This window comes from Ruegeria sp. C6 (assembly GCF_056537625.1).
Genome location: NZ_JBQFRW010000007.1, coordinates 51,719 through 72,445, shown reverse-complemented (window position 1 = coordinate 72,445; position 20,727 = coordinate 51,719). Strand labels below are relative to the sequence as shown.

The following is a 20,727-nucleotide window of genomic DNA, read 5'->3' as shown; positions in this document are numbered from 1 at the left end:
GCATCATAAGTCCGTGAGATGCCCTGATCAACAAACCACAGGAACGGAGCTTTTTTGTGACTTATGACGCGCTTATTCCCGTCATCCGGCGGCTGGCCTTGCAGGCAGGCGACAAGATCATGCAGATCTATGAAGCAGATGATTTCGACGTCAAGGTCAAGTCAGACTCAAGCCCGGTAACCGAGGCGGACGAGGCGGCGGATGCTTTGATCTCGGCCGGATTGCGCGAGGCTTTTCCAGATATCCTGCTGGTGACCGAGGAACAGGCGGCTTCGCATTCCGAAAAGGGCGAGACCTTTCTGATTGTTGATCCACTTGACGGCACCAAGGAATTCATAAATCGGCGCGGCGATTTTACCGTAAATATCGCTTTGGTCGAAAACGGCGTACCGACGCGTGGCGTGGTCTACGCCCCTGCACGCGGCCGGATGTTCTATACGCAAGCTGACGGGCAATCGGTTGAAGAAATCGGGGATCTGGACAAAGATCAGCCGGGTGCGTCAACGCCAATATCAGTCTCTAAACCAAACAATTCGGCGCTGATGATCGTTGCATCCAAGTCGCATCGGGATCAGGCGACCGAGGATTACATCAACAAATATCAGGTGCGCGACAGCAAAAGTGCCGGGTCGTCGCTGAAGTTCTGTCTGGTGGCGACGGGAGAGGCCGACCTCTACCCCCGTGTTGGCCGCACCATGGAGTGGGACACCGCTGCGGGCCACGCGGTTCTGGCCGGTGCGGGCGGACATGTGGTGCGCTTTGACGACCATTCGCCGCTGACCTATGGCAAAGACGGCTATGCCAATCCATTTTTCATCGCCTATGCTCCAGGCGTTGAGCTGAAGGAAGCCTGATGTCAGTATTGATTGCCATTCCCGCGCGCTACGCTTCGACCCGCTATCCAGGCAAACCTCTGGTTCCGCTGACCGGGGCAAACGGAACCAGCATGACTCTGATCGAACGATCCTGGCGCGCCGCGATTTCCGTGTCAGGCGTAGATCGCGTGGTTGTGGCAACCGACGATGACCGTATCCGCGAAGTCTCAGAGGGATTTGGTGCCGAGGTGGTGATGACTTCAGACACCTGCCGCAACGGTACCGAACGCTGCGCCGAGGCGCACTCGGCTCTGGGTGGCGGTTATGACATCGTCGTCAACCTGCAAGGGGATGCGCCTTTGACCCCGCATTGGTTTGTTGAAGACCTGATCTCGGGTCTGCGCAACGCGCCAGATGCGGGTGTGGCCACCCCCGTGCTGCGCTGTGACGGGGACGCACTGAACGGATTACTGAACGATCGCAAGCAAGGCCGGGTCGGGGGCACTACAGCGGTGTTCGGCAATGACCACAGCGCGCTTTACTTCTCGAAAGAAGTGATCCCTTTCACAGCCGAGACCTATGCCAGCAGTGACCCGACACCGGTATTCCACCACGTCGGAGTTTATGCCTATCGGCCTGACGCTCTGGCTGCTTATCCGGGCTGGACTAGCGGTCCGCTGGAGACACTGGAAGGGTTGGAACAGCTGCGCTTCATCGAAAACGGCCGCAAGGTTCTGTGTGTCGAAGTTGAAGCCAAAGGTCGTCAGTTCTGGGAGCTGAACAACCCGCAGGACGTGGCCAAGATCGAAGAAATGATGGCCGCTATGGGGCTTGAATGACAAATATTCTGGTTACAGGTGGTGCAGGTTATATCGGCTCTCATGCCTGCAAGGCACTGGCAAGGGCGGGGTATACGCCCGTAACCTATGACAATCTTGTCACCGGATGGCAGGACGCGGTGAAATTCGGCCCTTTCGAGCAGGGCGACCTGCTGGACCGCGCCCGGCTGGACGAAGTGTTCGCCAAATACCAACCCGCCGCCGTGATACATTTCGCCGCCCTCAGTCAGGTCGGCGAAGCGATGGCTGAGCCCGGAACGTATTGGTCGAACAATGTCACCGGTTCGCTGACACTGATACAAGCGGCTGTGGATGCGGGATGTTTGAACTTTGTGTTCTCGTCGACCTGCGCCACCTATGGCGAACATGACAACGTTGTGCTAGACGAGAGCACTCAGCAGCAGCCATTGAATGCCTATGGTGCTTCGAAACGAGCGATCGAGGACATCTTACGTGATTTCCAAGCCGCATATGGCCTGAAGCACGTGATCTTCCGCTATTTCAACGTGGCCGGGGCCGACCCGGATGCCGAAGTTGGAGAGTTTCACCAACCAGAAACCCATCTGGTGCCGCTGATGCTGGACGCCATCGATGGCAAGCGGGGTGGCTTGACTGTATTCGGCACCGATTACGACACACCCGACGGCACCTGCATCCGCGATTATGTACACGTCTGTGATCTGGTCGATGCACATGTACTGGGGCTAAAGTGGCTAGAACAGGGCAAAGAAAGCCGCGTGTTCAATCTGGGCACCGGGTCGGGGTTTTCGGTGATGGAAGTCATCGAGCATTCCAAAGCCGTCACCAACCGTGCGGTGCCGTATAGCATCGGCCCGCGCCGGGCCGGGGATTGTACGCGTCTAGTTTCAGGCTCGGTCCGAGCCAAGGAAGAGCTGGGCTGGACACCAAAAAGATCAACGTTAGAGACGATGATCACGGATGCCTGGCGTTGGCATCAGAATGGCGGCTACACCAAGTGAGGCTTGAGGATCAGCCGCTAAGCTGGGTGCAGCGCTACAAGCTGCGCCTGAAACGCAAGCGGCTGTTGTGGCGATCCTTTCGCAGCCGCCATCAACTGAAGTCGTTGACTGACAACACGCAAAAGATCACACCCGGCGCCATTCTGGCCTTTACCACGCTGCGGAATGAGATCACCCGTCTGCCGTGGTTCTTTCACCATTATCGCACGCTGGGCATTGATCATTTTCTGATGGTGGATAATGACAGCGATGACGGCTCAGTCCCGTATTTGCTCGAACAGCCGGATGTGTCGCTGTGGCGGACTACGGCAAGCTATCGCGCGTCCCGGTTCGGGTTGGATTGGCTGTCTTGGCTGCAGTGGAAACTTGGGTACGACCACTGGACGTTGATGGTCGACGCCGATGAGTTACTGATCTACGCCCATCACAACACCCATACGATGCGCGATTTAACTGCATGGCTGGACGCGCGCGGTCAAACCACGTTTGGGGCGATGATGCTGGATCTCTATCCCAAAGGTCGGCTGGGCAAGCAAAGTTATGATCCGCATTCCGATCCAACCGATTGCCTGAACTGGTTTGACCCCGGCCCCTATCGTGCCCAGCGCCAAAGGCCGATGGGCAACCTTTGGGTTCAGGGAGGCGTACGCGAGCGGGTGTTTTTTGCAGATCAGCCCCAAAAATCACCGACCCTGAACAAAATCCCTCTGACCCGGTGGTCACGGCATATGGCCTATGTGAATTCGTGCCATTCCGCGCTGCCCCGGTTCTTGAATTTTGAATATGACGGTCCGGGTGGGCAGACCGCCTCGGGCGTGTTGCTCCACACGAAATTCCTGCCTGAGGTTGTCGACAAATCGCGGATCGAAAAACAGAGGCGGCAACATTTTCACGACCCCGATCGGTTCGGCGCCTATTATGACGGGATCATCAGCGGGCCTGATCTTTGGACTTCTGACTCGGTCAAACTAGGTGATTGGCAACAGTTACAAGACCTTGGGCTCATGAACGCGGGCGGATTTCCTGCCACAGGGGGGAAGTAAACCGGATTTAAACCCGTTGCCTCACAAGGTGCAGAGATGTCATAAAACGTTAATGTCCGGCACCACTCAGGCCTCAGGCGGCCCCGGGCAGACGCGCGTATCAAAAAAGGTTGGGCAGCCGCGTGAGCCTTTTGGATTCCTATCGCATGAGACTGCGGCGCAAGCGCCGCCTGCTGCGTTGCCTACGTCGGCGTCGGGATCTGAAAGCGGTGCAAGATAACACCAACAAGTTCAAAAAAAACGACATCTTGTTGATGAGCGTGATGCGGAACGAAAAGATCCGCCTTCCCTATTTCTTAGACTACTATCGAAAGCTTGGCATCAATCACTTCCTGTGCGTGGACAACAACAGCGATGACGGCACCCGCGAATACCTGAGCGGCCAGCCGGACGTTTCGCTGTGGTGGACGGATGTAGGTTACAAGAATGCGACCTTTGGTCTGGATTGGTCCAACTACCTGCTGCGCCGCTATGCGCATAAGCACTGGGTTCTGACGGTCGATCCGGATGAATTCTTTATCTATCCTTTTTGCGATACCCGCCCGATCCGCGCCCTGACCGACTGGCTGGACGATACTGGTGTGCGCAGTTTCGGCACCATGCTGATCGACATGTATCCCGAAACCGGAATCATGGATGCGCCCTATCATGAGGGCCAGAACCCCTTTGAAGTCGCGCCTTGGTTCGATTCAGGCAACTTCATGATTACCCGCAACCCGACCTATGGGAATCTGTGGATTCAAGGCGGTGCACGCGCACGGGTTTTCTTTCAGAACAATCCCCTGAAGGCTCCGGCCCTGAACAAGATACCTCTTGTGAAATGGCACCGGCGCTACGCCTATGTCAGCTCAACCCACGCCTTGCTGCCGCGCGGGCTCAATCAGGTCTATGAAGAGCAGGGCGGTGAAAAAACCAGCGGAGCGCTGCTGCATGCAAAGCTGATCAATACGCTTGGGGAAAAAGCTAAAGAAGAGTTGCTGCGTGGACAGCACTATGCTGCGTCGGGCGAGTACAAGGCTTATGCCAAGCAGTTAGAGGATAATCCGGTTTTCTGGAACAAATGGTCCGAGAAATACATCAACTGGCGACAGATTGAGATCCTCGGCCTGATGTCCAAGGGGAACTGGGCATGAGCAGCTTGGGCATCGTAATGCTGGTGCACACCGCGCTGGATCGGGTTGAGCAGGTGGCACGCCATTGGGCCGCCTCGGGCTGTCCTGTGGTCATTCATGTAGATCAGAAAGTCGGCGATCCGGCTTATTCCGATTTTGTCGCCGCTTGTTCGGATGAACCGCTGATCCTGTTTTCAAAACGCCATGTCTGTGAATGGGGCGGCTGGGGTATTGTCGCCGCATCACAATCTGCCGCATCGCTGATGTTGGAGAGGTTTCCAGATGTCCGGCATGTATATCTGTCTTCAGGCGCGTGTCTGCCGCTGCGTCCGGTCGCTGATCTGATCGACTATCTGGCCGACCGGCCCCGTGTCGATTTCATCGAAAGCGCAACCACGCGCGACGTCAGCTGGACGATTGGCGGGTTGGATCTGGAACGTTTCACCCTGAGGTTCCCCTTCTCATGGCGCAGGCAACGAAAACTGTTTGACAATTACGTGCGGTTGCAACGCGCCCTCGGTCTGCGCCGCAGAATTCCCGAAGGCCTTGTACCGCATATGGGCAGTCAATGGTGGTGTCTGACCCGCCAAACCTTGTCGGCCATCCTTCAGGATCCCAAGCGCGCCGAATATGATCGCTATTTCCGCCAGGTCTGGATTCCCGATGAAAGCTATTTTCAGACACTGGCACGACTCTATTCCACCCATATCGAAAGCCGATCGCTGACCCTGTCGAAGTTCGACTATCAAGGTCGGCCGCACATGTTCTACGACGATCACCTGCAATTGCTGCGCCGGTCCGACTGTTTCGTGGCGCGCAAAGTCTGGCACAGCGCGAACCGGTTGTATCAGACCTTCCTGACCGACCACGAAGGCGCACTGACCCCGGCCGAGCCCAACCCCGGCAAGATCGACCGGGTGTTTTCCAAAGCGGTCGAGCGGCGCGTTCGCGGTCGTGATGGTCTTTATATGCAAAGCCGCTTCCCTCGCGCGGCTACGGAACGTAGCCTGACAGCCTTTCCCTATTCGGTGTTTCAAGGCTTTACCGAGTTGTTCGAAGATTTCGAACCCTGGCTGACAAACGCCATCGGCGGGCGGGTGCATGGGCATCTGTTCGGTCCCGAACGGGCGCAATTTGCCGAAGATGAGACGATCATCAACGGTGCGCTCAGCGATTGCGCCACGCTACGCGACTATAACCCCTCGGCCTTTCTGTCGAACCTCATCTGGAATACAAGAGGCGAGCGTCAGTGCTTTCAATTCGGGCCAACGGATATTCAGAAAATCAATGAATTCCTGACGCAAGATCAGAATGCACATATTGCGGTCATCTCGGGGGCCTGGGCGGTTCCATTGTTCCGTTCGAACCTGAATTTTGCCGATATCCGGTGCGAAGCTGCCCGCCTACAACAGATCGAAAGCAAACAGCTCAAGCTACTGGATGCCGCTCGGGCAAAGACGCGCATCCGAATATGGACAATGGCAGAGTTTGTGGAATCCCCCATGGAACAACTACAGACCGTTCTGGAGGACATGGGCGCGCCCAAACCCACGCATCTGACCGAGGCACCGACGATGGTCGATCTGACCGGGTTCGGAAAGTTCCTGCAAAACCTCAAGAACCAAGGGATGCATCCCTATCTGATGGGGGATTTCCCTGTGAATGACGTGTTTGGCGCACAGTCCAAATCGTTCAAGAAGCCCTATTTGGTGCAGTAACCTAAAATGACCCGCCGCTTCGATTATTTCATCGTTCTGGCCGATATGCGCACAGGTTCGAACCTGCTTGAATTACAGCTGAACACGCTGGATGGCGTCACGTGTCACGGAGAAGCGTTTAACCCCTATTTCGTCGGCCTGCCAAAACTGGACAGCGTTCTGGGCTTTACCCTGGAAGATCGTGAACGCGACCCGATGGCGCTGATCGACGCCATCCGAAACGCGCCGGGCGAGATGAACGGCTTTCGCTTTTTTAGCGACCACGATGCGCGGGCGCTGCCACCGGCGCTGGATGATCCGCGCTGCGCCAAAATCATTCTGATGCGCAACCCTCTGGATAGCTACATATCGTGGAAAATCGCTTTGGAAACAAAGCAGTGGCGGTTGGTGAACATTAAGCAACGGCGGGAGGCTCAGATCAACTTCGATGCCGAAGAATTCGCCGAACAGCTCGACCAGCGGCAAGCATTTCAACAAACAGTGCTCAAACATCTGCAGACCACCGGGCAAACACCGTTTTACATCGACTATGACGATCTAACAGATTTGGACGTTCTGAACGGCCTTGCCGCGTGGCTTGGCGTCAGCGCACGTCTTAAGGAGCTGAACCAGCATCTCAAACGCCAAAACCCAGCGCCTGCCCTGTCGAAAGTGACCAATCCGGATGATATGGAGCTGGCCCTGTCGCAACGTGACCGCTTCAAAGTACACCATATCCCAAGTTACGAGCCGCACCGCGGGCCGGCTGTTTCGCGCTATGTGGGTGCTGCGCAAACTTCGCTGATGTACCTTCCGGTGCGCGGCGGCCCCGAGGCTGAAGTGGTGCAGTGGATTGCCGATCTAGACGGGGTGTCTCAAGCCGACCTGATCACCGGCCGCAATCAAAAACAGACCCGTCAATGGATGCAGGATCATCCCGGTCACCGCAAATTCACGGTGCTGCGCCATCCGCTGGCGCGCGCGCACGCTGTGTTCTGCGACCGTATTCTGCACACAGGCCCCGGCGCATATGTCAGCATTCGCAATATGCTGAGCCGACGGTACAAGGTGCCTCTGCCTGCCAAGGGTGATCTCAGCAATTATACCCGCGATCAGCATTCCGAGGCGTTCGCGGCCTTTCTGGGCATGCTGCGCAGTATTCTGGCGGGTCAAACCCCGATCCGTGTGGATGGGGAATGGTGCGGACAGGCGCAGACGCTGGAAGGCATGGCCGGTTTCACCATGCCCGACCTGATCCTGCGCGAGGATGAGATGGAAACCGCCTTGCCCGACCTTGCCTACAAAGTTGGGCATACAGCCCCGCCAGCCCCAAACAGGGCCAAGCCGGACGCGCCGTTTGCACTTGATCAGATTTACGACGCACAGCTTGAAGTGCTGGCGAAGGAAGCGTACCAGCGCGACTATACAATATTTGGATTTGGTGACTGGAAACCGCTTTGAACCTTGCTTAGGGGCGCAGGGTAATCACGGTTCCTTCATTCACCATGGCGTAGATCTCTTCGATCTCATCATTCTTGACCGCAATACAACCTGCCGTCCAATCCGGGGTCTTCTTCGCCCGCTTGAACTCGGATCGCAGATTGGGTTGTCCGTGAATGAAGATGTCGCCGCCCGGATCAACACCTGCGGCCTTGGCTTTAGCCAAGTCTTCCGAATTGGGATACGATATACCCAACGATAGATGATACCTGCTGCGCGGATTGCGGCGGTCGATCAGATAGGTACCCTCGGGCGTACGACCATCGCCTTTTTTGTTTTTCGTGCCGGTGGGCGCAAATCCTAGATCGATATCATACTCCCGCAAAATCTGCTCGTTATGGAGCAAATACAGCTTGCGTGCACCTTTGTTGATGACCATCGAGGTCACCTCGGGCCCGCGATAAGAAAGAAATCTGGGTTTGGCTGAGGCACATGCTGAAAGGCTCAGCGTTGCCATTGCGCCCATTCCGAATGCTCGACGATCCATTATTTTCACTGCCTGATGCTCTTTTTTGTCAATTATTATGTCAGATTTTCGCGAAACTTAAATCACTTTTTGCTGTTCGACTGTTCCGTCAGGCGGCGTTCGATCGATTCCAGCCTTTCAAGAACCTCATCACGATAGGCATCGGTCTTGACCTCATCCTCGGCATGGTGCGCGTCCTGCATCGAGTTCACGATGAGACCGACCAGCAAGTTCACCACCGCAAAGGTGGTCACCATGATGAAGGGAACAAAGAAAAGCCAGGCGTAGGGATACACCTCCATCACAGGGCGGACGATGCCCATGGACCAGCTTTCCAGCGTCATGATCTGGAACAGCGTATAGGCCGACAGACCCAGATCACCGAACCAATCGGGGAACGTGCCCGAGAAAAGCTTGGTTGAGATCACAGCGCCGATGTAAAACAGGATCGCCATCAACAGGAACACGCTGGCCATGCCCGGCAGGGCTGAGATGAAGCCTTCGACCACTCGGCGCAGGCGCGGCGCGACCGAGATGACGCGCAGGACCCGGAGGATACGCAGTGCCCGCAGAACTGAAAGCGCCCCTGCACTGGGAACTAGGGCCACGCCCACGATCACGAAATCAAACACATTCCAGCCGCTGGTGAAGAACCGGCGCCCTGTGGCGATCAGTTTCATGACGATTTCGATGACGAATATGGTAAGGCACAGCTTGTCCAACGTCACGATCAGCGGGCCCGCTGCGTCCATCAGCGTGGGCGATGTCTCCATCCCCAGCAGTACCGCGTTGAACAGGATCACACCGGTGATGAATTTCCCGAAAGCCGGTGCTTCGATGATGGGCAGCAGTCGTTGGGCGATCACCATGCGGGCGGTCCTTATCTCAGGGTTATTTGTTCAAAATGAACCGAGCGGCAAGTTCGGTGTGTGACGACCATCGAAATTGGTCAACCACCTGTACCCATTCAAGGGCATATCCGGCGTTAACCAGCATTTTTGCGTCACGGGCAAAGGTGATCGGGTTGCACGAGACATAAACAACCACCGGGCGCATGGCCTGCGCCAGCTCGGCCACCTGCGCCTCGGCCCCAGCGCGCGGCGGGTCAAGCACAACGGCGTCGAATTTCTTGAGTTCATCGGGCATGAGCGGGCGGCGGAACAGGTCTCGGGCCTCGACTGTGACCTGTTTCAAGCCTTGCGCCTTGCGCCAGCCCTGATCCAAGGCCTTCGTCATCTCGGCCTCACCTTCGACTACATGAACTTCAGCAGTCTGTGCCAGCGGCAGCGAGAATGTCCCGCATCCGGCGAACAGATCGACAATCCGCTTTGCCCCCGACGTAGCGTCGGAAACAGCCTGTAATAGAGCCTGTTCTCCGTCTTTTGTGGCTTGTAAAAACGCGCCGGGCGGTGGGGTGACGCCAGCGGTTCCAAAGCGTTGGATCGGAGGCTCACGCATGGCGATAACCTCATCATCCCAACTAAGCCGGGCAAGAACGTGATGCTCGGTCGCTTGCGCGAGCGCCAGCTCCAACGGTCCATCCAGCGGTTTGCCGCCCTTGACCGCAACATCCAAACCGCCTTCGGACAGGGTCAGCGTTACGGCCAACACACCTTTCCGACTGCCACCCAACAACGCCAAGGCTTCGGCCACCGGGATGGCAGCAATCAAGGTTGGGTGCAGCAAATGGCAATCCGGGATTTCGGTAATCGTGTCAGAAGCGCGACCATGAAACCCGGCCAGCGTACCCTTCTTGGTGCGCCGCACGGCGATGGTGGCCCGACGGCGGGATCGTTCAGGCGAAGTGTGAATGGGCCGCATCAGGGCATTGAGCCCCTGCGCGGCCAACGCGTTGCGCACCACCTCAATTTTCCACTCGGCGACAAAATTATCGGTCGCGTGTTGCAACTGGCAGCCGCCGCAGGCCTTGTAATGACGGCAGGGTGCCTTGACCCGCTGATCCGAGGGTGTTTCGACGCGAATATCGTTCAGAAACTGACCCAGCAACGTACCGCTGACCACTTCACCCGGCAGAGTGCGTGGCGCATAGATCGGACCATCGGCGATTCCGTCGCCCTGATGTCCAAGGCGGTTTATTATGTATTGCTGCGTCATGGAGGCCTGATAACTGGGGTTTGAGCGCAACAAAACCCTTTATTCTGCAGCCTCGGCCTGAATGAAGCCGCCCGATTGGCGATGCCAGAACCGGGCGTACAACCCGCCACGCTCCAGCAGAGCCTCGTGCGTCCCGCTTTCAACGATGTGACCGTGGTCCAGAACAATAATCCGATCCATCTCGCTAAGTGTGGACAGGCGGTGGGCAATAGCCAGCACAGTCTTGCCCTGCATCACCCGGTGCAGTGCCGTCTGAATCGCTGCCTCGACCTCGGAGTCCAATGCCGACGTCGCCTCGTCCAGAACCAATATCGGTGCGTCTTTCAGGATAGCGCGAGCCAGAGCGATCCGCTGTCGTTGCCCGCCGCTCAGCTTCACGCCGCGTTCGCCCAGATGCGCGTCATAGCCCTTGCGTCCTTGCGCATCCTCTAGACCGAGTATGAATTCATGCGCCTCGGCTTTGGTCGCGGCCTCTATCAGCTCATCTTCAGTCGCGTCAGGACGACCATAGAGGATGTTCTCGCGCGCCGAACGATTGAACATCGCGGTTTCCTGCGTGACCATCCCAATCTGTTGCCGCAGGCTGTCCTGAGTCACGTGAGAGACATTCTGCCCGTCGATGGCAATAACGCCATGTTCCCCGTCATAGAGCCTTAGCAAAAGTGAAACCAAAGTGGATTTCCCAGCACCTGAGGCCCCGACTATGCCCAACTTTTCACCCGATGCGGCGGTGAAATTAAGATTAGCAACACCACCGATATCGCGGCCATAGGCAAAGCTGACGTTGTCAAAGGCAATCTCGCCCTCTGAGACCACAAGTGTCGATGCGTTCGGAGCATCCTCGACCCGAACGCGCTTGGTCAGTGTGTGCATTCCGTTTTCAATCTCACCGACATTTGCGTAAAGGCCCATCAGTGTGAAACTGACCCAGCCGGTCATTTGCGAGATGCGTATCGCCACGGCCCCGGCCGCCACGATGTCCCCGGCCGTCGCGATGCCCGCCTGCCACAACCACAGTGTCGCGCCGATCAACAGGACCGGCAGCACCCCCGCCAGAGTCATTAGGATGAACCGGAAACTGGCCGATAGCTTGCCGAATTCCAGCGACCGTTCACGCAGGTCGACCATGGAATTTCGGGCGGTATGATCTTCGAACTCGGAATGGGCAAACAGCTTGACGGTCTTGATGTTGGTGATCGTATCGACCACCTGCCCCGACACCATCGCCCGCGCCCCCGCCCGCGCGGCGGAGCGTACGCGTATGCGTGGAAGATACCAGCGCACCAGCAGGAAATAGACAACAAGCCAGGCAACAAATGGCAGCATCACAAGCGGGTGAATAGATCCTAATAAAAGCAATGAGCCCGCAAGTGAGGCTATAGCAAAGACAATAGCGCTGATTGTTTCGGACACCACTTGCGTCATGGCGTTCGATGTCTGCATCTGTTTTTGGGCGATACGTCCGGCGAAATCGTCATCGAAATAGGTCACAGACTGGCCCAGCGTCCAGCGGTTCAGTTTTGCCAAAACCAACGGCGTGATGTTGGGCATGACGATGTAGTTATTTGCCACCGACGACAGGCCGAACAGTGCGGGGCGTAGAAGCATGAAGAATGCGACAGCACCCAAAATGATCGCGAGATTGCCGCCGGTCAGAAACGTCTCGGGACTGCTGTTGGTGGTCAGATCAATGACGCGGCCCAGGACCCAGGCGGTGCCAGCCTCCATCGCACCCGCGATCGCCGAGAAGGCTGCTGCGACGAACAGCATCGGCCAGGCGCCGGACAAGCTCCAACGGATGAACGCCCCCAGCGTTTGCGGCGGGGGCGTTTCGGTGTCTTTGAACGGTTGGATGAGGTCGGCAATCCTCATTCAGCGGCCTCCGGGTTCAGGAAGCCTCCAGATTGCCGCGCCCAGAACTGGGCGTAAAGCCCTCCTTGCGCCAACAGATCGGAATGACCACCTTGTTCAACGATCCGGCCGCTATCCATCACAAGGATGCGATCCATCTGAGCAATCGTGCTGAGCCGGTGCGCAATGGCGATCACGGTTTTACCTTGCATCATGCCGTAGAGTGTTTCCTGAATCGACGCTTCGACTTCGGAATCTAGGGCGGATGTGGCCTCATCCAACAGCAAAATCGGAGCATCTTTGAGGATCACCCGCGCAAGCGTCACCCGCTGTCGCTGACCACCCGAGAGTTTCACGCCCCGCTCGCCCACATGCGCATCGTAGCCGGTGCGGCCCTCCGGGTCCTGCAGGTCAAGGATGAAATCATGCGCCTCGGCCTGTTTCGCAGCGGCGACCATCTGTTCCTCGGTCGCATCAGGACGACCATAGAGGATGTTAGCCCGCACCGATCGATGCAGAAGAGCGCTGTCTTGTTGGACCATCCCGATATGGCTGCGCAAACTGTCCTGCGTGACCTTCGAGATATCCTGGCCATCGATCAGGATCGCGCCCTTCTCGACGTCGTAAAATCGCAAAAGCAGCTTTACTAGGGTCGATTTTCCGGCTCCTGAGCGACCGATCAGGCCGATCTTTTCGCCTGGCCGGATGGTCAAGTTGACGTGATCCAAACCACCGGTTTCCCGTCCATAGTGATGAGACAGATCGCGTATTTCGATCTGGCCATTACCCAGCCGCAAAGGTTTCGCATCAGGTTCATCCAACAGATCGATGGGCTGCGCGATGGTCTGCATACCCTCGGCAACGATACCCAATTCGCGAAAGAAGCTGGTCAGCGCCCACATGATCCAACCGGTCATGGCATTCAGCCGCAGCGTCAAGGCTGTGGCGGCGGCCACCACACCGACCGTTGCGCTTCCTTGCGCCCAAAGCAGGATTGCCCAACCAACGACACCCACGATCAGCACACCGTTCAACGCAACAAGCGCGGCATCCATAATGGTGAAAATCCGCATCTCGATCTGGAAAGTGCGGCGGGTTTCCGCAATCGCCTCGCGCGCATAGTCCTGTTCCTGAGTGTCATGGGCAAACATCTTGATCGAGTGGATGTTGGTATAGCTATCCACGACCCGGCCCGTCACGGTCGAGCGTGCATCCGACGCCGCCTGAGATGCCGGACCGACCCGCTTAACGGTCCATCGCACAAGCGCGCCGTAAAACACCAGCCAGATCAGCAACGGCAACAACAGGCGCGGATCAGCCGCCATCAGCAGAATGGCCGCACCGATCATGTAGGCGATCGAGAACGAGATCGCGTCAAAGACCTGAAAGACCACCTCGCCCGCGGCGGGTGGGGTCTGCACGACCCGGTTTGCGATGCGCCCGGCAAAGTCATTCTCGAACCAGCCAACCGATTGACGCAGAACGTGTTTATGCGCCCGCCAACGGATCAGAGTGCCAAAGTTCGGCAGGATTGTGTTGTTGAGCAGCAAGACGTCAACAAGCTGAAGGATGGGACGAATAAACAGGATCAAGGTGGCAACCACGATCAATTCAGTCCCGTGCGCCTGCCAGAATTCAGCAGGAGAACTGCCCAACAGGTCCACAACGCGACCCATATAAAAGATCAGCCCGACCTCGACAGCAGCAACGACCACGGACATCAGCGCGGCCAATACGAAAACGCGTTTGAAAGGCTGCGAGTAGCCCAGCATGAAAGGCCACAGCCGCGTCGGTGGCTTGTCTACCTGTTCATAGGCAACAAAAGGGTCAATGAGATTTTCGAAGTAGCGAAACATGGAGAGTGCTCCGATTGAGCAGAAAATAGGTCATGCGAAGAAAGATGGCGCCAGAACACCACCCCTACGGGTCAAAGTGTTCCGGGCTTTAGCCGAACCAGATCCCGTAATACATTCGCATTCCTCCCTCCATATGAGTCAGGCGCACCCTGCCAAATCAAATCGGGTTTGTCATCCCTTTTTGAGACTTCAAATCAGTCGGCCAGCAATTCTTCGCGGCTAAGCGCGAAATCCGACGCGATCCAACGCGCCTCAAGCTCGGCCAGTTTTGCGCCCAGCGCGGGGCCCGAGAAGGCGGGGATCAAATCCGCCGCCTTGATCGGGAAACTGGCCGCGGACCCTTTTTGCAAAGCTCGGTTCAGGTCTTCGGACCAAGGCTGTTCAAGAAATGCATGACGCAAAAGTGTCTCGTGCAATCCGCCTTCCGACCCATAGCGATAACCCAATTCTGCGACACTGGTCGTCGCCATCGCTTCGTCGCGCATCCGAGCCAGACGCTGCAGTTGCGCGCGGCTGAGACGCAGGGTTTTGGCCACTTCGGGCGACGCAATCGCTGCCAAACGACGAATCGCTTCGGGCGCTGCATGGGCGTCTTGTTCCAGCTGAATCAGGATCGGCAGTGCCCGGTCATCAGCCCCGGGTAAGAGCTGCGCCAAAACGCCAGTGACGCGCATGGCGGCAACCGACGGCGCGGGGTCAGGCGCAGCGAGCAGTTTAAGCATCTCTGCCCCGACCCGTTCGCGCGAAAGTGTCTCTAACCCGTCCAAATTTGCAGCTATTGCATCCAGTGCAGCGGGGTCAAAGCCACCATCCACATCCCCGTACCAAGCATGAAACCTGAAATATCTGAGCGACCTTAGGTAGTCTTCTTGGATGCGATCACTGGCCTCCCCGATGAACCGTACGCGACGCGCCTGTAGATCCGGCAAACCGTTCAGCGGATCAAGGATTGTGCCGTCAGGTTTGGCATAAAGCGCGTTCATGGTGAAATCACGACGCGCGGCGTCTTCTTCGACCTTGTCGGAAAAGGCGACGACAGCACGCCGACCATCCGTTTCGACGTCACGGCGAAACGTCGTGACCTCGTGCGGGATACCTTTGCTGACAATCGTCACGGTGCCATGGTCTATCCCTGTTGGTATCGGCTTCAGCCCAGCTTTCTGCGCCAGTTCCACGACGTGTTCCGGCTCAGCGTCTGTGGCGATATCAATGTCAGAAACCGGCGCCTGCAGCAGAGCATTGCGCACACAACCGCCAACGAATAGCGCCTGCGCCCCGCCGTTGGTCAGGGCGGTGCATACATCCTGCGTGGCTTGGTCGGTTAACCAATCTTCTGTGATCCGCTTCATTCACTCATCCGCGCTGCCAATCCCCGCAGCATCCGTGCCGTCGCACCCCAGATATAATAGGGGCCATAGGGCACAGCATAGTAATACCGTCTTTGGCCACGCCAACGGCGCGACTCGACGACATAATTCTCTGGGTTCAGGACATGCGCAAGCGGAACGAAGAAGATCTCATCCACCTCGCCCGGTTCGGCGACTGGTTCAAAACTGGCTTCAAGGATCGCAACAACCGGCGTGACCGAAAAGGATGTCACGGTTTCATGAGTCGGCAGATGACCCAGAATACTGGGTAGTTCTGGCGGAAGACCAATTTCTTCCTGTGCTTCGCGCAAAGCTGTCGCAGTAACGTCGATGTCGCCCTCATCCTGTTTTCCACCCGGAAAGGCGATCTGGCCCGGATGGTGTTTCAACGCCGAAGAGCGTTTGGTCAAGATCAATCGAGATGCGTCTCCGGTCACAGAAACAGGCACTAACACGCCCGCAGGGCGCAGTTTGCGCCCCGCCGGCAGCACCGTTTCCGGGTTCAGATCAAAGTCACTGGACCCGGGCCCGTCACGGCTCAGCGCCTCGGTCAGGTCTGTGATCAGATCACGCGCCATCCGGGCCTTCGGCCTCGAACCCGACGGTCGCAGGGTCCAGCACATAGTGCGCACCGCAGAATTGGCAGTCTGCTGTGACGGTGCCTTCGTCCGTGGTCATTGTCGCAATATCCTGCGCCGAATAGATCGACAGGCTTTGGCGCACGCGATCTTCGGAACAAGTGCAACCGAATTTTACCTGCTGTGCATCATAGACGCGAGGCTGTTCCTCGTGAAACAGACGCACCAGAAGGTCGGTTGGCGCAACGGATGGCCCGATCATCTCCAGATCATCCACGGTGTCGAGCAGGATGTTGACGCGATCCCAGTTCTCGCCCTCTTCACCGTCCACCAGATCCGAGGCAGACAGGATCTCTCCGCTGCCCTCCCCGGAAGCGGCAAAGGGCGAGGCTTTGGGCATGTGCTGCAGCATGATCCCGCCAGCGCGCCAGTGTTCACCGACACCGGGTTCGGTCGATTTGCCGAAGCTCAACGAAAACCGGGTCGGCAGCTGTTCGGACTGCGCGAAATAGGCTTCCGCACACGCGCTCAGTGATCCCCCAGCCAATGGGGTGATGCCTTGATAAGGCTGTGTACCTTCACCTTGGTCGATCATGATGGCGAAGTACCCGTCACCCACCTGATCGAAAGGGGCTGCATCGGTCAGCCGGTCGCGGTCAAAGCTCGCATAGGCGCGGATCTGCGCGGGTTCGCCCTCGACCTGTGGCGCATAATAATCGGTTGCGATCATCCGCACCGCGCCCTTGGATTGCACCTGCAGAGACAGCTTCCAGCGCAGCGATACCGTTTGCCCTATCAATGCAGTCAGCAGGGCCATCTCGGCCACCAGCGCCTCGACCACCTCGGGGTAGTCGTGCTGTTTCAAGATGCCGCCCAACACGCCGTCCAGCCGGGCCACGCGGCCTCGCATGTCGGGTATATCGAGTTGAAAGGGCAGGACGGTATCGTCCCACGCGATTTTGGTTCCAATAGACATGGGGTTTCCTTAAGCGCCACAGGTTGGCATACCGCCACCATATAGGTTGAACAGTTTGGGTTGAAAGGGGCCTTACATGATCAGACGGTTCGGTGAAAGCCCCGAGGCAGAGCGAAAATACACCCGGCGGGCCGGCGTTTATGCCCTATTGCCACAAGGCAACCGATTGCTGCTGACCTGTCAGCTGGAACCCGGACCCGATCTGCAGCTGCCGGGCGGCGGCATCGATCCGGGGGAATCACCCATTACAGCGCTTCACCGTGAGGTTTACGAAGAAACCGGCTGGCTGATCGCCGCGCCCCGGAGAGTGGGTGCATTTCGTCGATATACCTACATGCCGGAATACGATCTGTGGGCCGAGAAGGTCTGCCTGATTTACCGCGCCCACCCGGTCAGACGCCTAGGCCCTCCGACCGAAGACCTTCACGAGGCCATTTGGATGGAGACCGCAGATGCCGTTCATCTGTTGGGCAACGAGGGCGACGCCCATTTCGCCCAGCGCCACCTGCATGGGCTTTAAGGTCCGTTATATTCAAAAAACACTGCAGAGACATCATCCGCAATTCCGCTGTCCGGTGACATCACCTGTGTAAGACGCCAGAACATGTCATCTAGGAATTCCGGTCCACCGTGATCGGCGGCGCATTCAACAGCCATCGCCTTCAACCCGTCATCATCCAGCAAACTGCCGTCGGCGAGCTGGCATTCGGTGAACCCGTCCGAATGCAAGAGCAGTTTGTCGCCCGGTTGCATATAGGTTTCCGTCTGCTGAAACTGCGCCTCGGGCAGCAGACCAATGGGCAACCCGCCTTCGCCCAGGAACTCGGTTTTACCATCACGGCGCAGCAACAGCGGATGCGGGTGTCCGGCCTGCACCATTTTCAGATGTCCGTTGCGCAGATCGATGATGGCATAGACCATGGTGAAGTATTCTTCGATCCCGGCATCGGCGATCAGACGCGAGTTGAGCAACGACGCGACCTCTTCGGGTGGCAGAAGGGCGTAGAATTTATTAAAACGACGCTCCATCGCGATGTTCTGATCGAAATGCGTGCTGGACAGATACCCGCCCAGCCGTGCCGTCATCATCGCAGAGGTGATCCCGTGGCCGGAGACATCAATGCTGTAAAACCCCAGCCGATTGACACCGGGCGAGAACATCCCCACCAGATCACCGCCGATATGACCGCAAGGTTTCAGAAGCAGGCTGACCTGTGAGTTGCCAAAGGTTCCCTTCAATTCGGGCACCAGCGAATCCTGAATTTTGCGCGCCTGCATCAGGTCTTTATCGATCGCATCATGGGCAAGCTTCAGTTCGTTCAGCGCTGTTTCGATCAACTGGTTTTTTCGGGACAATTCGCGTTGCATGTCAAGAATACGCGCCCCGGCCGATATGCGCGCACGCAGCTCATCAGCCTCAAGCGGCTTGATCAGAAAATCGTCTGCCCCAGCATCCAGACCGCGCGCGACCTCCTGCTTTTCGCTTTTTGAGGTCAGAAGAATGAAATAGCTATATTGCTCACTGTCCAGCTCTCGGAAGGCGCGACAGAACTCAAGCCCGCCCATACCTGGCATGACCCAGTCGCTTAGAACAAGATCAGGCGGGTCCGAGGTGCAAAGCTCTATCGCGGCTTCACCACTGTCGGCTTCAAGAACCTCGAATCCCCACTTTTTAAGCGAGGCCACCAGAATGCGCCGCTGCAGACGGCTGTCGTCCACAACAAGAACCTTGCGGATCGCACCAAAATCCAGCTCGACCCGGGTCTCAACTTGACTGGCATCCGGCACCATGAAGTCCCTGTACTTGCTCAACTCTCCAGTTGTCGCAACGCTATGCCTCTCAGCTTAACATCCTATGAAAAACAAAATGGCCGCGATTTAACCCCATCTTTACCCGCGACGGTCTAACTATATGCAATCGCAAGAGGGTGGCATGATTCAGTGGTCCAGAGTCAGACAGTTACGTGATGAAGTCGGCGCAGACGAGTTCACCGAGGTTGTCGAGATCTTTTTGGACGAGGTTCAGGAAGTTATCACTAAGCTACGCGATGACACTACCCGGTCCGAGATCGAACAGAACCTGCATTTCCTGAAGGGCAGCGCGCTGAGTCTTGGCTTTGATAGTTTCTCGAAACTGTGCCAGGACGGTGAGCGACGCGCAGCCGCAGGTGAAAACGCCGCCGTTGATCTATCGGCGATTATCGCGACCTACGACGAGTCGAAAAAACTGTTTCAGGCCGGTCTGGCCGAAAACCTGCGCTAGATCACAAACTGTGCCAGCGTCTCGTCTTCGGTAATATCCGTATAAGTGAACCCGGCTTCATCCAGATGCGCAAACAGGCGCATGAAGTTCTCGGGCTTTCGGGTTTCGATTCCGATCAGCACCGAGCCAAAGTTGCGCGCCGATTTCTTCATGTATTCGAACCGTGCGATATCATCCTCAGGGCCGAGGATGCCGAGGAATTCTTTCAGGGCACCGGGGCGCTGCGGTAGGCGCAGGATGAAGTATTTCTTCACCCCGGAATAGCGCTGCGCACGTTCTTTGACCTCTGGTAAACGCTCGAAATCGAAGTTCCCGCCCGAGGTGACACAGACCACCGTCTTGCCACGCACAAAGCTTTGCACGTCACCCACGGCCTCAACCGCCAATGCACCGGCAGGTTCCAGAACGATGCCCTCGACATTCAGCATCTCGATCATGGTGGTACAGATGCGGTCTTCGGACAAAGTCAGCACATCCGACAGATGCCGCGATTTCAGCAATTCAAACGGTTTCTCACCAATCCGGCCTACTGCTGCGCCATCGACAAATGTATCCACATGATCCAGCGCCACCGGGTGCCCCGCTGCCAGCGCCGCGCGCAAACACGCCCCGCCGGCCGGTTCCACGAACAGGCAATGCGCCCGGTCCCCGAACCAGGTCGCCACCCCCGAAGACATACCGCCGCCGCCAACCGGCAGAATTACATGATCGGGCACTCGGCCCAATTGCTCTTCGATCTCAACCGCCAATGAGGCCTGCCCCTCGATCACATCCGCATCATCGAACGGAGACAGGAAATATCCGCCCTGTTCTGCGCACCAGCTTTGCGCCGCAGCCAGCGTGTCATCGAAATAGTCACCGATCAGGTGAACCTCGATATTGTCGCCGCCGAAAATGCGCGTCTTCTGGATCTTCTGCTGCGGCGTGGTCACCGGCATGAAGATCACACCCCGCACACCCAGATGCTTACACATATAGGCCACGCCCTGCGCATGGTTGCCAGCGCTGGCGCAAACGAATAGGTCCTGCCCCTGCTGCTTGCGCATCGCATTGAACGCACCGCGGATTTTATACGACCGCACCGGGCTGAGGTCTTCGCGCTTGAGCCAGATATCCGCGCCGTAACGGTCGGACAGATGGGCGTTCCGCTGCAACGGAGTTGCCGGAAACACTGAGCGCATTGCCTTTTCGGCAGCGCGGGCGCGGGTCGTGAAATCAGTCATGTTGGATTCCCTGCCCCATCATCGTCGAAAGGGCAAGGAATACATA

At 57.2% G+C, this 20,727-nt stretch carries 19 protein-coding genes; 9 read left to right on the top strand and 10 right to left on the bottom strand.

Annotated features, from left to right (window positions below):
- The first annotated feature begins 56 nt into the window (after positions 1 to 56).
- From cysQ to ACR0MJ_RS18370, 7 genes are all read left to right on the top strand, one after another.
- A complete protein-coding gene (gene cysQ / locus ACR0MJ_RS18400; protein WP_170426301.1) occupies positions 57 to 854 on the top strand; it encodes a 3'(2'),5'-bisphosphate nucleotidase CysQ in 798 nt (265 codons plus the stop codon).
- Positions 854 to 1,654: a 3-deoxy-manno-octulosonate cytidylyltransferase family protein gene (locus tag ACR0MJ_RS18395; protein ID WP_480762128.1), complete on the top strand. Its 801-nt coding sequence runs from the start codon at positions 854 to 856 to the stop codon at positions 1,652 to 1,654. The genes cysQ and ACR0MJ_RS18395 overlap by 1 nt, the downstream gene beginning before the upstream one ends.
- The gene (gene galE / locus ACR0MJ_RS18390; RefSeq protein WP_170613528.1) at positions 1,651 to 2,634 is read left to right on the top strand and encodes a UDP-glucose 4-epimerase GalE; all 984 of its coding nucleotides are present in this window, start codon (positions 1,651 to 1,653) and stop codon (positions 2,632 to 2,634) included. The genes ACR0MJ_RS18395 and galE overlap by 4 nt, the downstream gene beginning before the upstream one ends.
- The gene (locus tag ACR0MJ_RS18385; RefSeq protein ID WP_480762127.1) at positions 2,631 to 3,677 is read left to right on the top strand and encodes a glycosyltransferase family 2 protein; all 1,047 of its coding nucleotides are present in this window, start codon (positions 2,631 to 2,633) and stop codon (positions 3,675 to 3,677) included. The genes galE and ACR0MJ_RS18385 overlap by 4 nt, the downstream gene beginning before the upstream one ends.
- Before the next feature lie 146 nt (positions 3,678 to 3,823).
- Positions 3,824 to 4,810 carry a glycosyltransferase family 2 protein gene (locus ACR0MJ_RS18380; protein ID WP_480762161.1) on the top strand — a complete coding sequence of 329 codons (987 nt, stop codon included), beginning with the start codon at positions 3,824 to 3,826 and terminating at the stop codon, positions 4,808 to 4,810.
- Positions 4,807 to 6,507: a DUF5927 domain-containing protein gene (locus ACR0MJ_RS18375; RefSeq protein WP_170515455.1), complete on the top strand. Its 1,701-nt coding sequence runs from the start codon at positions 4,807 to 4,809 to the stop codon at positions 6,505 to 6,507. The genes ACR0MJ_RS18380 and ACR0MJ_RS18375 overlap by 4 nt, the downstream gene beginning before the upstream one ends.
- Before the next feature lie 6 nt (positions 6,508 to 6,513).
- Positions 6,514 to 7,947 carry a nodulation protein NodH gene (locus ACR0MJ_RS18370; protein WP_480762124.1) on the top strand — a complete coding sequence of 478 codons (1,434 nt, stop codon included), beginning with the start codon at positions 6,514 to 6,516 and terminating at the stop codon, positions 7,945 to 7,947.
- 7 nt (positions 7,948 to 7,954) lie between these two features.
- On the opposite strand, the gene ACR0MJ_RS18365 is transcribed toward ACR0MJ_RS18370, so the two are convergent.
- The 8 genes from ACR0MJ_RS18365 to hslO form a co-directional block, all read right to left on the bottom strand.
- Positions 7,955 to 8,473: a L,D-transpeptidase family protein gene (locus ACR0MJ_RS18365; protein WP_170399336.1), complete on the bottom strand. Its 519-nt coding sequence runs from the start codon at positions 8,471 to 8,473 to the stop codon at positions 7,955 to 7,957.
- Between the two features lie 62 nt (positions 8,474 to 8,535).
- Positions 8,536 to 9,321, bottom strand: coding sequence for an ion transporter (locus tag ACR0MJ_RS18360; protein ID WP_170515151.1), 786 nt, complete (start codon positions 9,319 to 9,321; stop codon positions 8,536 to 8,538).
- A 22-nt stretch (positions 9,322 to 9,343) separates the two neighbouring features.
- Positions 9,344 to 10,567, bottom strand: coding sequence for a class I SAM-dependent RNA methyltransferase (locus ACR0MJ_RS18355; protein WP_480762121.1), 1,224 nt, complete (start codon positions 10,565 to 10,567; stop codon positions 9,344 to 9,346).
- Between the two features lie 39 nt (positions 10,568 to 10,606).
- Positions 10,607 to 12,439 (bottom strand): ABC transporter ATP-binding protein, encoded by a 1,833-nt coding sequence (locus ACR0MJ_RS18350; RefSeq protein ID WP_480762118.1) that lies wholly within the window; start codon positions 12,437 to 12,439, stop codon positions 10,607 to 10,609.
- Positions 12,436 to 14,274, bottom strand: a complete 1,839-nt coding sequence (locus tag ACR0MJ_RS18345) for an ABC transporter ATP-binding protein (RefSeq protein ID WP_480762116.1) — start codon at positions 14,272 to 14,274, stop codon at positions 12,436 to 12,438. Before ACR0MJ_RS18345 ends, ACR0MJ_RS18350 begins: the two co-directional genes overlap by 4 nt.
- Positions 14,275 to 14,468: 194 nt before the next feature.
- The gene (locus ACR0MJ_RS18340; protein WP_170515472.1) at positions 14,469 to 15,623 is read right to left on the bottom strand and encodes a CCA tRNA nucleotidyltransferase; all 1,155 of its coding nucleotides are present in this window, start codon (positions 15,621 to 15,623) and stop codon (positions 14,469 to 14,471) included.
- Complete coding sequence (locus tag ACR0MJ_RS18335; protein WP_480762114.1) at positions 15,620 to 16,219, bottom strand: CoA pyrophosphatase; 600 nt, start codon at positions 16,217 to 16,219, stop codon at positions 15,620 to 15,622. Before ACR0MJ_RS18335 ends, ACR0MJ_RS18340 begins: the two co-directional genes overlap by 4 nt.
- Positions 16,209 to 17,195 carry an Hsp33 family molecular chaperone HslO gene (gene hslO, locus ACR0MJ_RS18330; RefSeq protein WP_170399357.1) on the bottom strand — a complete coding sequence of 329 codons (987 nt, stop codon included), beginning with the start codon at positions 17,193 to 17,195 and terminating at the stop codon, positions 16,209 to 16,211. The genes ACR0MJ_RS18335 and hslO overlap by 11 nt, the downstream gene beginning before the upstream one ends.
- A gap of 76 nt (positions 17,196 to 17,271) precedes the next feature.
- Here hslO and ACR0MJ_RS18325 point away from each other — a divergent pair, with 76 nt between their 5' ends.
- On the top strand, positions 17,272 to 17,715 hold the full coding sequence (locus tag ACR0MJ_RS18325) for an NUDIX hydrolase (RefSeq protein WP_170734069.1): 444 nt from the start codon (positions 17,272 to 17,274) through the stop codon (positions 17,713 to 17,715).
- Here the strand turns inward: ACR0MJ_RS18325 and ACR0MJ_RS18320 are convergent.
- Positions 17,712 to 18,986, bottom strand: coding sequence for a PP2C family protein-serine/threonine phosphatase (locus ACR0MJ_RS18320; protein ID WP_480762160.1), 1,275 nt, complete (start codon positions 18,984 to 18,986; stop codon positions 17,712 to 17,714). The genes ACR0MJ_RS18325 and ACR0MJ_RS18320 overlap by 4 nt on opposite strands.
- Positions 18,987 to 19,128: 142 nt before the next feature.
- Here ACR0MJ_RS18320 and ACR0MJ_RS18315 point away from each other — a divergent pair, with 142 nt between their 5' ends.
- A complete protein-coding gene (locus ACR0MJ_RS18315; RefSeq protein WP_170466769.1) occupies positions 19,129 to 19,458 on the top strand; it encodes an Hpt domain-containing protein in 330 nt (109 codons plus the stop codon).
- Here the strand turns inward: ACR0MJ_RS18315 and ilvA are convergent.
- Positions 19,455 to 20,681 carry a threonine ammonia-lyase IlvA gene (ilvA, locus tag ACR0MJ_RS18310; RefSeq protein WP_170399362.1) on the bottom strand — a complete coding sequence of 409 codons (1,227 nt, stop codon included), beginning with the start codon at positions 20,679 to 20,681 and terminating at the stop codon, positions 19,455 to 19,457. The genes ACR0MJ_RS18315 and ilvA overlap by 4 nt on opposite strands.
- Between the last annotated feature and the right edge of the window lie 46 nt (positions 20,682 to 20,727).

Coding starts and splice junctions, on each gene's coding strand:
- ACR0MJ_RS18395 (WP_480762128.1), top strand. CDS start 854: ATGTCAGTATTGATTGCCATTCCCGCGCGCTACGCTTCGACCCGCTAT.
- galE (WP_170613528.1), top strand. CDS start 1,651: ATGACAAATATTCTGGTTACAGGTGGTGCAGGTTATATCGGCTCTCAT.
- ACR0MJ_RS18380 (WP_480762161.1), top strand. CDS start 3,824: ATGAGACTGCGGCGCAAGCGCCGCCTGCTGCGTTGCCTACGTCGGCGT.
- ACR0MJ_RS18375 (WP_170515455.1), top strand. CDS start 4,807: ATGAGCAGCTTGGGCATCGTAATGCTGGTGCACACCGCGCTGGATCGG.
- ACR0MJ_RS18370 (WP_480762124.1), top strand. CDS start 6,514: ATGACCCGCCGCTTCGATTATTTCATCGTTCTGGCCGATATGCGCACA.
- ACR0MJ_RS18365 (WP_170399336.1), bottom strand. CDS start 8,473: ATGGATCGTCGAGCATTCGGAATGGGCGCAATGGCAACGCTGAGCCTT.
- ACR0MJ_RS18360 (WP_170515151.1), bottom strand. CDS start 9,321: ATGGTGATCGCCCAACGACTGCTGCCCATCATCGAAGCACCGGCTTTC.
- ACR0MJ_RS18355 (WP_480762121.1), bottom strand. CDS start 10,567: ATGACGCAGCAATACATAATAAACCGCCTTGGACATCAGGGCGACGGA.
- ACR0MJ_RS18350 (WP_480762118.1), bottom strand. CDS start 12,439: ATGAGGATTGCCGACCTCATCCAACCGTTCAAAGACACCGAAACGCCC.
- ACR0MJ_RS18345 (WP_480762116.1), bottom strand. CDS start 14,274: ATGTTTCGCTACTTCGAAAATCTCATTGACCCTTTTGTTGCCTATGAA.
- ACR0MJ_RS18340 (WP_170515472.1), bottom strand. CDS start 15,623: ATGAAGCGGATCACAGAAGATTGGTTAACCGACCAAGCCACGCAGGAT.
- ACR0MJ_RS18335 (WP_480762114.1), bottom strand. CDS start 16,219: ATGGCGCGTGATCTGATCACAGACCTGACCGAGGCGCTGAGCCGTGAC.
- hslO (WP_170399357.1), bottom strand. CDS start 17,195: ATGTCTATTGGAACCAAAATCGCGTGGGACGATACCGTCCTGCCCTTT.
- ACR0MJ_RS18325 (WP_170734069.1), top strand. CDS start 17,272: ATGATCAGACGGTTCGGTGAAAGCCCCGAGGCAGAGCGAAAATACACC.
- ACR0MJ_RS18320 (WP_480762160.1), bottom strand. CDS start 18,986: ATGGTGCCGGATGCCAGTCAAGTTGAGACCCGGGTCGAGCTGGATTTT.
- ACR0MJ_RS18315 (WP_170466769.1), top strand. CDS start 19,129: ATGATTCAGTGGTCCAGAGTCAGACAGTTACGTGATGAAGTCGGCGCA.
- ilvA (WP_170399362.1), bottom strand. CDS start 20,681: ATGACTGATTTCACGACCCGCGCCCGCGCTGCCGAAAAGGCAATGCGC.